At 67.2% G+C, this 14265-nt stretch carries 11 protein-coding genes; all 11 read right to left on the reverse strand.

The features are described from left to right. Position 1: 1 nt before the first annotated feature. Genes ISF28_RS20745 through ISF28_RS20795 form a run of 11 tightly spaced genes read right to left on the reverse strand, consistent with a single transcriptional unit; the run spans position 2 to position 14235 of the window. Positions 2 to 1909: an XrtA/PEP-CTERM system amidotransferase gene (locus tag ISF28_RS20745; protein WP_198119075.1), complete on the reverse strand. Its 1908-nt coding sequence runs from the start codon at positions 1907 to 1909 to the stop codon at positions 2 to 4. A 46-nt stretch (positions 1910 to 1955) separates the two neighbouring features. Continuing rightward, positions 1956 to 3122, reverse strand: coding sequence for a TIGR03088 family PEP-CTERM/XrtA system glycosyltransferase (locus ISF28_RS20750; protein ID WP_198119076.1), 1167 nt, complete (start codon positions 3120 to 3122; stop codon positions 1956 to 1958). A 25-nt stretch (positions 3123 to 3147) separates the two neighbouring features. Continuing rightward, positions 3148 to 4365 carry a TIGR04063 family PEP-CTERM/XrtA system glycosyltransferase gene (locus ISF28_RS20755; protein WP_198119077.1) on the reverse strand — a complete coding sequence of 406 codons (1218 nt, stop codon included), beginning with the start codon at positions 4363 to 4365 and terminating at the stop codon, positions 3148 to 3150. A gap of 31 nt (positions 4366 to 4396) precedes the next feature. After that, positions 4397 to 5956, reverse strand: a complete 1560-nt coding sequence (xrtA, locus tag ISF28_RS20760) for an exosortase A (protein WP_198119078.1) — start codon at positions 5954 to 5956, stop codon at positions 4397 to 4399. Next, positions 5947 to 7149, reverse strand: coding sequence for a TIGR03087 family PEP-CTERM/XrtA system glycosyltransferase (locus ISF28_RS20765; protein WP_198119079.1), 1203 nt, complete (start codon positions 7147 to 7149; stop codon positions 5947 to 5949). Before ISF28_RS20765 ends, xrtA begins: the two co-directional genes overlap by 10 nt. Before the next feature lie 4 nt (positions 7150 to 7153). Continuing rightward, positions 7154 to 8251, reverse strand: coding sequence for a FemAB family XrtA/PEP-CTERM system-associated protein (locus tag ISF28_RS20770; protein ID WP_198119080.1), 1098 nt, complete (start codon positions 8249 to 8251; stop codon positions 7154 to 7156). After that, positions 8248 to 9132: an XrtA system polysaccharide deacetylase gene (locus ISF28_RS20775; protein ID WP_229519248.1), complete on the reverse strand. Its 885-nt coding sequence runs from the start codon at positions 9130 to 9132 to the stop codon at positions 8248 to 8250. The genes ISF28_RS20770 and ISF28_RS20775 overlap by 4 nt, the downstream gene beginning before the upstream one ends. Then, complete coding sequence (locus ISF28_RS20780; RefSeq protein ID WP_198119081.1) at positions 9129 to 10199, reverse strand: XrtA/PEP-CTERM system-associated ATPase; 1071 nt, start codon at positions 10197 to 10199, stop codon at positions 9129 to 9131. The genes ISF28_RS20775 and ISF28_RS20780 overlap by 4 nt, the downstream gene beginning before the upstream one ends. A 17-nt stretch (positions 10200 to 10216) precedes the next feature. Then, a complete protein-coding gene (locus ISF28_RS20785; RefSeq protein WP_198119082.1) occupies positions 10217 to 11767 on the reverse strand; it encodes a TIGR03016 family PEP-CTERM system-associated outer membrane protein in 1551 nt (516 codons plus the stop codon). Next, positions 11748 to 12674, reverse strand: a complete 927-nt coding sequence (locus tag ISF28_RS20790) for an XrtA-associated tyrosine autokinase (protein ID WP_198119083.1) — start codon at positions 12672 to 12674, stop codon at positions 11748 to 11750. The genes ISF28_RS20785 and ISF28_RS20790 overlap by 20 nt, the downstream gene beginning before the upstream one ends. Positions 12675 to 12690: 16 nt before the next feature. Further along, a complete protein-coding gene (locus ISF28_RS20795; RefSeq protein ID WP_198119084.1) occupies positions 12691 to 14235 on the reverse strand; it encodes an XrtA system polysaccharide chain length determinant in 1545 nt (514 codons plus the stop codon). Between the last annotated feature and the right edge of the window lie 30 nt (positions 14236 to 14265).

Raw genomic sequence — 14265 nt, forward strand, 5'->3', positions numbered from 1 at the left:
TTTAAGAGCCTGCGCTCACGCGCAGGAACGCATCGAACATCATCAGCGACCACAACGCCACGCTGTGGTCGGCCGTGCCCGCGTGGTGCTCGGACACCAGTTTTTCCAGGTAGCGGCGGTTGAAGATGCCGGTATCGACCAGGCGCGCGCCCAGCACGGCCTCGCGCACGGCCGCGCGCAGCGGGCCGCGCAGCCAGGCCGCGAGCGGAATCGAAAAGCCCTTCTTGGACCGGTACATGATGTCGTGCGGCAGATGCGGCTCCAGCGCCTTTTTCAGGATGTACTTGCCTTCGCCGCCGCGCAGCTTCAGGCCCGGCGGCAGCGTCGCCGCGTATTCGCAGAACTCGTGGTCGAGCAGCGGCACGCGCACTTCCAGCGAATGGGCCATGCTGGCGCGGTCGACCTTCGTCAGGATGTCGCCCGGCAGCCAGGTCTTGAAATCGAGGTACTGGATCAGCGACAGCGGGTCGTCCGTCGGCGCCTCTTGCGCATGCGCGCGCATCACGTCGATCGCGCGGTAGCCCTGCAGCTCGCTGCGGAACGTGTCCGAGAAAAGCAAGTCGCGCTGGCGGTCAGGCAGGCGCGACACGCCGTGGAAATAGCCTTCCACGAGGTCGCGTGCGATGGACTCGAACGTCGTCTTGGCGCGGAACACGCGCGGCGCCCAGTCGGCCTTCGGATAGAGGCTGCCCAGGGTGCCGAACAAGGGCTTCCTGATCGCTTCCGGCACTTTCGAGCGCACGCTGTGCTCGGCCATCGCGAAGCGGTAGCGGCGGTAGCCTGCAAAATTCTCGTCGCCGCCGTCGCCCGACAGCGCCACCGTCACGTGGCGGCGCGCCAGCTGGCATACGCGGTAGGTCGGGATCGCGGAACTGTCGGCGAACGGTTCGTCGTACAGGTGGGCCAGGGTGTCGATCAGGCCGTAGTCGTCCTTGTCGACGATCTGCGCGTGGTGGTGCGTGCGGTAGCGCTGCGCCACCTGCATCGCGAACTGCGTCTCGTCGAATTCCGGATCGTCGAAGCCGATCGAGCACGTCGTCACGCCTTCGCTGACGGTGCCGTCGCGCTCCCCCGCCATCATCGCGACGACGGCGCTGGAATCGACGCCGCCGGACAGGAAGGCGCCGAGCGGCACTTCGGATTCCATCTGGCTCTTCACCGCTTCGCGCACGCGCTCGATCAGCTCGGCCTCGACGTCGGCTTCGGGCCGCGCCGGCGCGACGTTGAAGGCGAGGTCCCACCAACGTTTCGGCATCACGGCCTTGTCGCCGACCTTCAGCAGGATCGAGTGGCCGGGACTGAGTTTATAAGCGTTATGGAAAATCGTGTTCGGCTCCGGCACGTAGCCGTAGGCGAAATAGTCCTCGACGGCGCGCGGGTTCAGCTTGCGCGACAGTTCGGGGAACGTCATGATCGACTTGAGTTCCGAGCCGAACACGAACAGGCCGCTGGGCAGCAGCGAATAGAACATCGGCTTCACGCCCACGTGGTCGCGCGCGAGGAACAGCGTCTGCTTCCTGCGGTCCCACACGCCGAACGCGAACATGCCGCGCAGCCGGCGCACGCAATCCTCGCCCCACGCGATCCACGCGTTCATGACGACTTCCGTGTCGGACTTGGTGCGGAACACGTGGCCCAGCGCGATCAGCTCATCGCGCAACGCGCGGTAGTTGTAGATCTCGCCGTTGAACACGAGGGCCGCGTCGCGCGCGGCATTCAGGAACGGCTGCTGGCCGGTGGCCACGTCGATCACGGACAGGCGGCGGTGGCCCATGCCCAGGGCTTTTTCCAGATACAGCTCGCCTTCGTCGGGACCGCGGTGGTGCTGGCTCTCGTTCATGCGCCGCAGCGCTTCGCGGTCGATCTCCCGGTTGCCTTGGGTGTCAAAGATTCCGACTATTCCGCACATGATTTGTTGGGCTTTCTTGCTTGTCGATGGGTGAAACGGTAACGCGTCAGTGTGCCTTGTTTCGGCACAGTCCGTCGTACAGCAGCCCGTAGGCGGCCACCATGGCGCGCAGGCTGAAACGGTCTTCCACGCGCGTTCGCGCCGCCGCGCCGTGCGCGGCGCGCAGGCCGGCATCGCGGGCGTAGCGGGCCAGCGCCGCCGTGAGCGCGGCGACGTCGCCGACCGGCACCAGCATGCCTTGTTCGCCTTCGTCGACCACTTCCGGGATGCCGCCGACGCGCGACGCGACGACGGGCAGGCCGCACGCCATCGCTTCCAGCATCGACACGGGCGTGCCTTCGGCCAGCGAGGGCAGGGCGAAGATCGAGAACGTGTGCAGCACGGCGGCGATGTCGGCGCGCGCGCCCGGCAGCCATACGGCGTCTTCGAGGCCGAGGCGCGCGACCTGCTCGCGCACGGCCGGCAGCAGCGGGCCGTCGCCGACGATCGCCAGTTTCAGGCGCGGCGCCAGATCCGGCAACTGCGCGCGCAGCTGCGCGAACGCGTCGACGAGGGCGCGGTGGTTCTTGACGTCCTGGATGCGGGCGACGGTGCCGATCACGATGTCGTCCGCCCGGAACGGCGCGTCCGCGGCGGGTGCGCCGCCGGGCGCGTACTTGTCCGTGTCGACGCCGTTCTTGATGAACAGCGTCTTCGCGGCGGGAATGCGCACGACGTCGCCGAGCCAGCGGTTCAGGTCTTCGGACACGGGAATGAAGCGGTCGACGAAGGGTACAAGGCGGCGGCGCAGGAAGTTGTGCTTCGGGTTCAGGCCGTGCGGATCGCTCGCGTCGCGGCCGTGTTCCGCGTGGATGCGCACGGGGACGCCGGCCATGGTGGCCGTGAACGCGTACTCCAGCGCGGCCAGGTTGTACGTGTGCAGCACGGTCGGACGCAGCCGGCGCATCAGGCGCCAGAACGTCAGGTGCGTGTCGAGGCCCAGGCCGGGCGGCTTGCCCAGCGCGTGCAGCTCGACGTCGCGCCGGGCGATGCGGTCGGCGAACGACGTGTAGGTCGTCAGGCAGACGACGGCGTGGCGCCATGCCGGCATGCGGTTGATGCAGTCGACGAGCAGCGTCTCCAGGCCGCCCACGCCGAGCGAATACACGAGGTGCACGACCAGCGGCCGCGTGTCGACGCCGGCCGGCGCGAGCGCGGGGGCGGGTGCGTTCATCCTCGCGGCTCCGTGCGATGCATCGTCATGCCGCCAGCGCCTTTTGCGTCAGGCGGCCGTAGATGGCCGGATAGCGGCCGACGCTGACCTTCCAGTTGCGCTCCGTCTCGACGTAGTGGCGGCCGGCCTGGCGCAGCCGCGGCCACGTCTCATGCGCGGCCAGCAGGGCGCTGACCTTGTCCGCCAGCGAATCCGGATCGTCGGCGCCGAACAGCACGCCGGTCTTGCCGTCCTCGATCAGCTCGAGGTGGCCGCCGACGTCGGACGCGGCCAGGATGCGGCCCTGCGCCATCGCTTCCAGCGGCTTGAGCGGGGTGACGAGGTCGGTCAGTCGCATGGACAGGCGCGGGTACACGAGCACGTCGAGCAGGTCGTAGTATTTGTTGACCTGGTCGTGCGGGACGCGGCCCGTGAACACGACCTTGTCGGCGATGTTCAGGTCCTTCGCCATCTGGCGCAGCTGCGCGTCCTGCGGGCCGCCGCCGACGAGCAGCACGCGCAGGTCCGGCATGCGCGCGACGAGCTTCGGCACCGCGCGCAGCAGCACGTCCAGGCCTTCGTAGGCATAGAACGAGCCGATGAAGCCGATCAGGCGCGCGCCGCCCAGGCCCAGTTGCTCCTTGAGGGCGAGGTCGGGCGTGCCGCCCATCGAGAATTTTTCGATGTCGACGGCGTTCGGGATCACGGTGACCTTGTCGGCTGCGACGCCGCGCGCGACGATATCGCGGCGCAATCCCTCGCAGATGGTGGTGACGGCGTCGGCCTGCTTCAGCGCATAGGTCTCGAGCGCGCGCGTGAGGCGGTAGCGCAGGCCGTTTTCCGTGCTGGTGCCGTGGTCGACGGCGGCGTCTTCCCAGAACGCGCGCACTTCGTACACGACGGGGATGCCGAAGCGCTTGCCGGCGCGCAGCGCGGCGATCGCGTTCAGCGACGGCGAGTGCGCATGCAGCACGTCCGGCTTGACCTGCGGGATGATCTCGGCCAGGCGCTTGGCCAGCCCGTCGATCACGTTCACCTGGTTCAGCACCGGCATCTTCGCCAGCGCGCCCTTCGATTCCGGCGTGCGGTAGAAGTGCAGGCCGTCGACGGTTTCTTCCAGCATGTCGCCGGAATTCTGCTTGGCGCCGGTGACGTGGAAGGTTTCCCAGCCGAGCGCGCGCTGTTCGCGCAGGATCGAACGGGTGCGGAAGGTATAGCCGCTGTGCAGCGGGATCGAATGGTCGAGGACGTGCAGTACACGCATGGTCTTGGTTTCCGTTCTTGTTGTCGCGTTGTCAGTGGGTTCGGGTCGTCTTCAGCGCCTGGTCCAGCGCCGGGCCCTGTTCGGCCAGGAAGCGGTGCAGTGCGGCGCGCGCGCGCTCCTTGTCGCGGTCGTACGGGACGGCGAGCATCACGGCCGCGCCGTCGTCGCCGCGCAGCATCGCCTTGTTCGCGGCCTGCCACAGTTTGCCGACGGCGTCGCTGCCCGTGTAATGCCCGCCGACCCATTTGAAGGCCCAGACCATGAGCGCGCCGTCCGGCGTGCGCAGGATGCCTTCGTGCAGCGAGAGCGGCGTGCCGGCGACGGTTTCGCTGCGCGCCGTGCTGTCGACTTCGTGCCACCTGTCTTCGTAGCCGGCCAGGCGGTTCACGGAACTGATCAGGTTCTTTTCCGGATTCTGGTTGCGGTAGTACAGGACGGTCAGGCTGACGGGCAGGTTGCCGACCTGGTAGGCCTGGTGGAAGCGCGCGTCCGGGGTCATGTAGAACGGTTTCCAGTCCGCGAAATCGCTGGTGCGCGGCGCGGTCACGGCGATGTCGGCCAGGCGCGCGGGGGCCGGATTGTGGTTGGCGCGCTCGCCCACCAGCGCCAGCGCCGGCCAGAACGCGCACACGAGCAGCACGCCGGCCACCATCGCGGGCAGGCGGGGCGGCGTGCCGGTTGCCGGCGCGGCGGACGCGGGCACGGCCGCCGCCGCGGGCGCGGCGGCGGGATGTGGCGCGATGTCCTCGCGCCAGAAGCTGCCGATCCAGAACATGACGAACATGACGAGGCCGAAGAACAGCCAGCCGTAGATGATGTGGTCGACGCCCGTCGCCAGTTCCATGCCGGACAGGTGGCCGATCATCACGATCATGTAGGCGCGCAGGCCGTTGGCGATGACGGGAACGATCATCGACAGGCCGATGAACAGCGCGCGCCGCATGGCGGAGCGGTACGTCAGGTAGGCGTACAGGCAGCCCAGCGTGATCGAGGAAATCAGGTAGCGCACGCCGCTGCAGGCTTCGACGACGGACCAGCTGCCGGTCGGCAGTTCGAAGCGGGTGCCGCTGCGCAGCACGGGGATGCCGGTGGCGCGCACGGCCCACACCGTGAAGTCGGCCGTGAACTGGATCAGCGGGGCGACGAAGATCTCGCCGAACGGCACCGCGAACAGCAGGAACAGCAGGGGGAATGTCAGCGAACCCGCGAGGCGCGGGCCGAACAGGGCGAGCGCGGCGACGGGGAACATCGCGACGAACGTGTATTGCGACACGACCTGCACCTCGCCCAGTTCCGCCGCCAGCCAGCCGGCGCCGAGGACGGCGAGCAGCAGCAGCGCGGGAGGCCAGGGCTTGGGCGGATACAGGCTGAAATTCTCGCGCCGGCGCCACACGAGCCACAGGCTGATCGGCAGGATCACGTAGCCGTGCGCGAAGGTCTCGGAGCTGTTCCACACGGAGACGATCGAGCGCACCGTGCCCAGGTACAGCAGGAACGGCGCGAGCAGGGCCAGCACGATCAGGAAGGTAGCCTGGCGCGAGATGGGAGCGGCGGTGGCGTTGATCACGCCCGGCGGCGGTTTCAGGAACATTCGAGACTTTCTCCTATGCAGGCCAGGTTGCTGGACCAGCTGTAGCGGCGCTGGACCTTGGCGCGGGCCGCCGCGCCGATCGCGGCCGCGGCGCTTTCCTGGCCGGCCAGCAGCGCGCTCACGGCGTCGACGAAGCCGGCCGCGTCCTCGGCCAGCACCAGTTCGCTGCCAGGAACGGCGTCGATGCCCTCCAGCGCCTGCGGCGACACGACGACCGGCGTCGCCATCGCCATCGCTTCCAGCACCTTGTTCTGGATGCCGCGCGCGATGCGCAGCGGCGCCACGGACACGGCGGCGTGCGCGATGTACGGCCGCACGTCCGGCACGGTGCCCGTCACGACGACGCCGGGCAGCTTGGCCAATTCCTGCACGGCCGGCGCCGGGCGCGCACCGACGATATAAAACTTGGCGTCGGCGAAGCGTTCACGCAGCGCCGGGAACACGTCGGCCGCGAACCACTGCACGGCGTCCACGTTCGGCCAGTAATCCATTGCGCCCGTGAACACGAGGGCGCGCTCGCCGGCCGTGTACGGATTGGCATGCGGCTGGTCGGGCGAAAAATAGTCGGTATCGACGCCGTTGTTGAAGTGGCCGATCTTGGCCGTGCTTTCCGGCGCCAGCTGGCGGAACAGGTCGGCCTCGGGGGCCGAGACGAACAGCGACGCGTCGTAGTCGCGCGCCACGCGGCGCTCGTACGCGAGCAGCTGGCGCGCCTCGTAGCGGTACAGCCAGTTCATCGGCCACGATTTCTGGTCGGCGTACTGGCGCCACTTGTCGGAGTCGACGTCGCAGAAGTCGACGACGCGGCGCGCCGAGCGGTACGGGTCGGCGTACTGCGCCATCGCCGACGAGAACACGAGCACGCGCTCGATCTTGTGTCTTGCCACCGTCTCGTCGACCCAGCGCGCCAGCGACGCGTCGCGGTAGTACTCGAGCGAGAGCGAGCGGTTCTTCACCAGCGCCTGCAGGCTGCGCACGCGCGCCAGCAGGGGCTTCATGCCGGCGAAACGGCTGCTGGCGCACAGCGCCTCGACGTGCGGCACGTACTGCCAGTCGTCGGGATCGTCCACGAACGTGGCCAGGTGCACGCGGTAGTGCCGGGCCAGATGCTTGAGCAGGTGGTACGAGCGGATCTTGTCGCCCTTGTTGGGCGGATACGGGATCCGGTGGATCAGCAGCAGCAGGTCTTCCATCGGTTCAGCCCAGGTTGCGGACGATGTAGGGGCCCATGAAATTCGCCAGCGGCAGCGGCAGCTTCTTCCACATCTTGATGAACAGCTGGTATTTCGGGTTCAGCGGATTGTTGTCCGGCAGCGCGGACGCGCCGTACAGCTTGTACTCGTACGGCAGGTGCTGCGCCGTGAAACCCCAGTTCTTCTTGAAGTCGTAGGCGCCGGTGCCCAGCTTGCTGCGGCCGAAGTCGAACAGCCGGCAGCCGCGCGCGGCAGAGGCCTGCATCAGGTTCCAGTACATGAAGTCGTTGCCGGCCACTTCGCGCGCGATGTCCATGCCGCCGCCGTAGTAGGGCACGACTTCGTCGCGCCAGAAGAACGACAGCACGGCGGCCACGAGGCGGTTGTCTTCCGTGACGATGGTGCGCACTTCGCACTCGTCGCCGAACACGTCCTGCAGCATGGCGAAGTATTTTTTCGGGAACACCGGCGTGCCCAGGCGGTGCACGCTGTGCGCGTACGCCTCGAACATGCGGTCGACGTTCGCATCGACCTCGCCGCGCAGGCCCAGCTTGATGCCCTTGCGGACCATCGCGCGCTGCTTGCGCGGGATGGCGTTCAGGTTGGCCTCGTCGTCGCCCGTGATCTCCTTGCGGAAGGTGACGTACAGTTCCTTCGTGTGCCACGCCGGGTCGTCCGGGTGGAAGCGCTGCATGCCGCGGTATTCCAGGTGGCCCACGCCGAGCTGCTGCGCGAGTTCGTGCGCGGCCTGGTCGAGCATCGCGCGCGCGGCGTCGTTCGTCGCGGCGGGGCCGCCGTACACGCAGAACGGCATCGCGCCGAGCGAGTGGCCGAACAGGCGGCTCTTGATCTCCGCGAGCGGCAGCACGCCGAGGATCTGGCCGTCCTGCTGCACGTAATAAAACCACGTCTTGATGCCGAACGAGCCTTCGATCACCTTCTGCCAGCCGGACAGGTGGAAGAAGGTGGCGTCCGGGCAGGCGCGCACGAACGCGTCCCAGCGGCCGTATTCGTGCGGCTGCAGCGTGTGCAGCGTCATGGGAGAGGTGGCCAGCACGGGAGCGGCCCGTTTGGCGGCGGCGGCTTCGATGATCGAGTTCATGGGCGGTTCAGGAAGATGTTGTCCATGCGATCCCACGCGAAGTCGCGCGCGAGGGATTCGATGCGGCGTTCCATCCGGTCGATGTTGATGTAGTGGCGGAAGCGCGCCTTGGCGCCGAGGCCTTCGGGGCGCGGCTGGCCGGGGTCGACTTCCCACGGGTGGAAGTAGAACAGGGCGGGCTGGCCGTCTTCGCGGTTGACCTTGGCCATCATCCAGCGCGACAGCGCATACGGCAGCAGGCGGAAGTAGCCGCCGCCGCCGGCCGGCAGGTTCCGGCCCATCATTTGCACGGTCGTGATCGGGATTTCCAGCAGGCCGTCGGTGCCGTTCGGGTAGAACGCGAAGCGCGGCGCTTCCGGCATGCCGTAGTGGTCGTGCACGACCGGGTAGATGCTGGAGCTGTAGCGGTAGCCCGCTGCGAGCAGCTCGTCGAGCGCCCACAGGTTGCCGCGGCCGATCGAGAAGCTGGGCGCGCGATAGCCCAGCACGGCCTGGCCGCCGATGTCTTCCAGCAGCGCCTTCGCGGAGCGGATGTCGTTGGCGAATTCTGCGCGCGTCTGGTCCGACGCGCGCAGGTGGCCGTAGCCGTGGCTGGCCAGTTCGTGGCCGCAAGCGACGATGCGCTTGACGACCTGCGGATAGCGTTCGGCGATCCAGCCCAGCGTGAAGAAGGTGGCGCGCACGTCGTGGCGCTCGAACAGCGCGAGGATGCGGTCCATGTTCGCTTCGACACGGCATTCGCGGCTCGGCCAGCTGGCGCGATCGATGTAGGGCGCGAACGCGGAGACCTGGAAATAATCCTCGACGTCGCAGGTCATCGCATTGCGGATACGTTGTCCCGGACCCGGCAAGGGTCGCGGGGCGAGTTCGACCATGTTCATTCTTGGTTGTCCATAGGCTGGGTTACCGCCCCGTGGGGCGTGGCGACGATCTTCTTCAGGATCGACAGCACGGAAACGATCGACTTCTCGAGGCGCATCATGCGTTCGTCGAGCACTTCGACACTGCTGGCGCGGCGTTCGCCGCTGCGCTGGTCGATGGTGCGCAGGCCGGTCTTGTAGTCCGCGTCGGCGTCGGCATCCAGCGCATGCGCCGGCAGCGTGTCGGGCGCCGGCGTGCCGACCGGATCGGGGACGTCGAATTCCTCGCTGATGTCCTTCACGACCGTGTTGATGTCCTGCTCGCCGAACGCGTGCATCTCTTCCAGGAAGCCCATCAGCAGCACGCGGTCCATCAGCGTGTTGACCTTGCGCGGGATGCCGCCGCTGTAGGCGTAGATCGCGGCGTGCGCGCCCTCGTCGAACGACGGGTCGCCCTTCCAGCCGACGGTGGCGAGACGGTGTTCGACGTAGGCGCGGGTTTCCTGCGCGTCCATCGGGCCCAGGTGGTAGCTGGCGATCACGCGCTGGCGCAGCTGCTGCATGCCGGGGCTGTGCAGCGTGGCGCGGAATTCGGGCTGACCGAGCAGGAAGGTCTGCAGCAGCGATTTGTCGTCGGTCTGGAAGTTCGACAGCATGCGCAGTTCTTCGACCGTGCGCGCGGACAGGTTCTGGGCTTCGTCGATCACGAGCAGGGCGCGCTTGCCCTGGTGGTCGACGTCGCACAGGAATTTTTCCAGGCGCGTGAGCAGGTCCGTCTTGCTGGCGCCTTCGTACGGCAGGCCGAACGCCGAGACGACCATGCGCAGCGTGTCGTCCGGGTCGAGGTGCGTGTTGACGATGTGGGCGGCGACGATCTGGTCGGACGGCAGCCGGTTGAACAGGTTGCGCACGAGCGTGGTCTTGCCCGCGCCGACTTCACCGGTGATGACGATGAAGCCCTCGCCCTGCGACAGGCCGTACTCGAGGTAGGCCATGGCGCGTTTGTGGCCTTTGCTGCCGAAGAAGAAATGCGGGTCCGGGCGCAGCTGGAAAGGTTTGGCGGATAATCCGTAAAAAGACTCGTACATCGTATGCCTCCGCGGGCTCAATACTGGACGTTAAGCGTGGCCACGACGGCGTTCTCGTGGTAGTCGCGGTTGTCGAACACGCCGATGCGGCCCTTCGTGTGGCGCAGGTCGAGTGCTCCGGTGGTCTTGGCGTCGAAGCGGCTGCTCAGGCCCACGCTCATCTGGCGGATGTCGTTGGTGATGCCGGTGCGCAGCGATTGCACGTTCACGCCGTACAGGTTGGCATGGGCCGAGGTCCGCGTGGACAGCCGGTAGTCGGCATTCGCGCTCGCGCCGCGCTGGTTCGTGTCTTCGTTCAGGGAACTCAGCTGCGCGGGCAGCAGCGCGCTGTCTTCCTGCTGCAGCGACAGCGCGGCCGTGCGCTCCTTGAACACGGACAGCAGCAGGTTGCTGCGCGCACCCTTGAACGTCACGGAACCCTGCAAGCGCTTGTTGCGCATGTAGCGGTTGCTCAGATAGTTGATGCTGTCGACGAGCGTTGGCGGCAGGCCGGTCTGCGCCATGTACGCCTGCACGGCCTGCTGGCGCAGCACCGGATCCGGATACGCTCCCGCGAACAGGCGACCCAGCATGGCCGCCGTGTCGACGGCGGCCGGCAGCAGGAACTGCGAGCGGGTCGTCATGACGATGTCGCTGTAGGTCAGCGCCCAGACGCTGTGCTGGGTGCGGTAGCTGCCGTCGAACGAACCCGTCTTGCCGTAATAGCGCCGGCCGAACGATGCCGCGACCTTGGTGCGCGACGACGGTTGCCAGATGAAGCCGCCCGACCAGGCGCGGCCGCGCGTTCTTTCGGAGAACGCGCGGTATTCGTACTTGTCGTAGCCGACGGTGGAGGTCAGGCTCAGGTGCGGGGTCGCGCGGTACTGCAGGCCCACGAGGCTGTTCTCGGTCGACGTATCGCCCGAGCGCTGGGCATTCATGTCCTGGTGCGAATAATGCACGTTCCAGCCGAGATCGGGGAACGCGGGGCCGCTGGTCACGTCGACCGCGCGCGTGGTGGCGAGGCTGTTGCCGAAGCCGCTGCCGTTGCCGCCCTCGACCGAGTCGCGCGACAGGCGGGCCGTCAGCGCGGCCGTGGAGCCGAACCGGTGGCGCAGGTAGGGGCTGATGCTCCAGGTGCTGATGTTCGTGCCGTTGCGGGCCGTGTACGAATTGTTCGGCACGGGGCCGAACGCCGACACCGCCTGGCGCGAGCCGTTGGCGCTGGCGTCCACGTACAGCAATTCCTTGACGGCCGTCGCTTCGGCCGTCGCCTGGTAGCGACGGTCGCTGTTGCGCACATTCGGCGTGTCGGTGTTGCTGTACGCGTATTTGCGCCATTCCGCGCTGCCGTCGAATTTCAGGCGCGGGCCGATGCCGGTGACGCTCAGGTTGGGCGCGGCCTCGCTGACGAAGCTGCCGCGCGCCTGGTCGTCGGCCTGGTTGCCCACGTTGTCGGAATACGATTCACGCACTTGGAGGGTGGGGATGACCTTCCATTCCGCCCGGCAGTCGGTCGACAGCAGCAGGGCTGCCAGCGCGAGCGGCGTGAGCCGGAGCGCGGCCAAATTAGCCGTAGTGATAGTCATACGTTTCTTCGATGCCGGGGAACTCCCTGGTCTTGTTATAGATGAGATTGACGTTCTGATAACCTTCCAGCTGGCGCAGCGCTTCCTTGACGGCGTGCTGGGTCGTCGTCTGGGCTTCGACCACCATCACGATCTGTCCCATGTGCGAAGCCAGCACGCGCGATTCGCTCGTCAGCAGCAGCGGCGGCGAATCGAAGATCACGACGCGGTCCGGATAGCGGTTGGCGATCTCGTCGACCAGCGAGCTCATGGCCGAGCTGGCCAGCAGCTCGGTCGCGCGCGGCGTGCTGGTGCCGGCCGGCAGGATCGACAGCGTGTCGACGTTCGTGCGCAGCATGACGTCGGCCATGTCGAGCTTGTCGTCCAGCAGGATGTCCATCAGGCCGCGGTGCGCGGGCAGGCCGAGCGAGCGCAGCACCGACGGGCGCGCGACGTCGGCGTCGACGAGCAGCACGGTGTGGTCGAGCTCCATCGCGATGCTCATCGCCAGGTTGATCGCGCAATAGGTCTTGCCTTCGCCCGGCAGCGAGCTGGTCACCATGATCAGGTTGCCCGGTTTCTCGCCCTCGGCGCGGTCGGCGAAGGCGCGCTGCAGCAGCGGGCGCTTGATGACGCGGAAGTCTTCCAGCAATCGCGTACGGCCGCCGGCGGCTGTGACCATGCCCAGGTCGCGCATGCGGTTCAGGTCCAGGTCGACGCGGCGGGTCGAGAATTTCTGCGCCGGACGCGCGTCGGCGTCGGCGGCGTGGGCCGCCGGCGCTGCCGCTGCCGGCGCGGGCGCTGCCGGCACGGGCGCCAGGACCGCCGCCTCGATGGCGTCGATGGCGTCCGCTTCGGGGGGCTTGGCGACGGCGGGCGCGTTGCGCTGCAGGTCGATCCGGCTTGCCGCTTTTTCGATGATGCTCACGGTGGACTCCTTAATCTCAAAGCGTGGGGCGGACGAGGATTGCAGCCATCCCGATGCCATAGGCGCCGAACAACAGCAGCACGGAGCTCGCGAGTGCGAACAGGCGGCGCCGGCGCTTGACCGTCTGTTCCGGCGTCCAGTTCATGCCGATCGAACCGAGCACCGGCAGGCCCGTCACCTCGCGCAGCGTGCTCTGGCTCAGGAAGGTCGGACGCAGTTGGCTCATCAGGAACGCGACGGCCAGGCCGGCGACGAGGGCGCCGGCGAACACCAGCGAGAACAGGCGCAGGCGGTTCGGGCCGCTCGGATGGTTCGGCACCGTCGGCGGATCGATCACGCGGAACTGCAGCATGTCGGTCGCGGAGGACAGGTCGCCCGACAGGCGTGCCGACTCGCGGCGCTCGACCAGCTTCTGGTAGTTCTCGCGGTTGACCGCATAGTCGCGGTTCAGTTGGGCGAACTGGGCTTCGATTTCCGGCGCGATCGTGCTCTGGCTGCGCAAGCGTGCCACGCGGTTCTCGTATTCCGCGACGCGGGCGCGCATCGACGCCACGCGGGCCTCGGCCTGCGACAGCGCCACGTTCAACTGCTGCAGCATCGGGCTGTAGCTGGCGCCCGGGTCGAGGCTGCGCTTCTTGTGCTTGGCCAGGTCGGCCTTCTGCGCCAGCAACTGGTTGAGCAGGCGGCGGTTGGCGATCACGTCCGGATGCTGTTCCGTGAACTGCAGGCGCAGCGCGTCCAGGTTCTTCTGGGCGGTCGCGATGCGCGCTTCCAGTTCCGGATCGACGAGGGCCGGGTCGACCGTCACGGTGCCCGGCTTGACCGGGTCGCCGTCGATCTGGCGGCGGATCGCGTTGCGCGCCTGTTCCGCCTCGGACAGTTCCAGCTTGGCCTGGCTCAGCTGGTCGGTCGCCTGCAGCAGCTGGCCGCCGAAGTCGCCGGAACCGCCGCCTTCACGCGGCAGCATGCCCAGGTTCTTGAGCTTGAATTCCTTCAGCGAGTTCTCGGCCGCTGTCAGTTTTTCCTCGTAGGTCTTGATCTGGTCGTCGATGAACTGCACCGCCTTTTCCGAGTCCTGCTTCTTGCCGCTGAAGCTGCCCTCGACGAAGATGGTCAGCAGCGAGGACACGATGTCCTTGCCCAGCTTGGGATTGTCGGACATATAGCTCAGCGTGTAGATGTCGTCGCGCTCCGTGCCGGAGACCTTGATCTGCGACATCAGATCATCGACCATCTTGTCGTGTTCCTTGCTGTCCTTGGCCTTGACGTCGAGGTCGACCATGCGCATCAGCTTCTCGACGTTCGGACGGCTGATCAAGGTGCGGCGCATGAACATGACCTGCTGTTCCAGGTTCGGCACCGTCGTCATGCTCGACAGCAATGGTTTGAGGATGCTCTGCGTGTCGACATAGACGCGCGCCGTTGCCTCGTATTGATTGGGCAGGCGCAATACCACCACCCAGCCGATCAATGCGACAACCCAGGTAATGACGACGGCATGCCAACGGTATTTGCCAATCGCCTTGAGGAAGTTAAGAAGTACGGCTGTGATCTCTGCCATCTCGTCAGTCTCGCCATGAGCGGCCCGCCG

Origin of the sequence: Massilia rhizosphaerae (assembly GCF_016093545.1) — a bacterium.
Classification (GTDB): Bacteria; Pseudomonadota; Gammaproteobacteria; order Burkholderiales; family Burkholderiaceae_D; genus Telluria; species Telluria rhizosphaerae.

Excerpts from the sequence above, each read along its gene's own strand:
- ISF28_RS20745 (WP_198119075.1), bottom strand. The coding sequence starts at position 1,909 with ATGTGCGGAATAGTCGGAATCTTTGACACCCAAGGCAACCGGGAGATC.
- ISF28_RS20750 (WP_198119076.1), bottom strand. The coding sequence starts at position 3,122 with ATGAACGCACCCGCCCCCGCGCTCGCGCCGGCCGGCGTCGACACGCGG.
- ISF28_RS20755 (WP_198119077.1), bottom strand. The coding sequence starts at position 4,365 with ATGCGTGTACTGCACGTCCTCGACCATTCGATCCCGCTGCACAGCGGC.
- xrtA (WP_198119078.1), bottom strand. The coding sequence starts at position 5,956 with ATGTTCCTGAAACCGCCGCCGGGCGTGATCAACGCCACCGCCGCTCCC.
- ISF28_RS20765 (WP_198119079.1), bottom strand. The coding sequence starts at position 7,149 with ATGGAAGACCTGCTGCTGCTGATCCACCGGATCCCGTATCCGCCCAAC.
- ISF28_RS20770 (WP_198119080.1), bottom strand. The coding sequence starts at position 8,251 with ATGAACTCGATCATCGAAGCCGCCGCCGCCAAACGGGCCGCTCCCGTG.
- ISF28_RS20775 (WP_229519248.1), bottom strand. The coding sequence starts at position 9,132 with ATGAACATGGTCGAACTCGCCCCGCGACCCTTGCCGGGTCCGGGACAA.
- ISF28_RS20780 (WP_198119081.1), bottom strand. The coding sequence starts at position 10,199 with ATGTACGAGTCTTTTTACGGATTATCCGCCAAACCTTTCCAGCTGCGC.
- ISF28_RS20785 (WP_198119082.1), bottom strand. The coding sequence starts at position 11,767 with ATGACTATCACTACGGCTAATTTGGCCGCGCTCCGGCTCACGCCGCTC.
- ISF28_RS20795 (WP_198119084.1), bottom strand. The coding sequence starts at position 14,235 with ATGGCAGAGATCACAGCCGTACTTCTTAACTTCCTCAAGGCGATTGGC.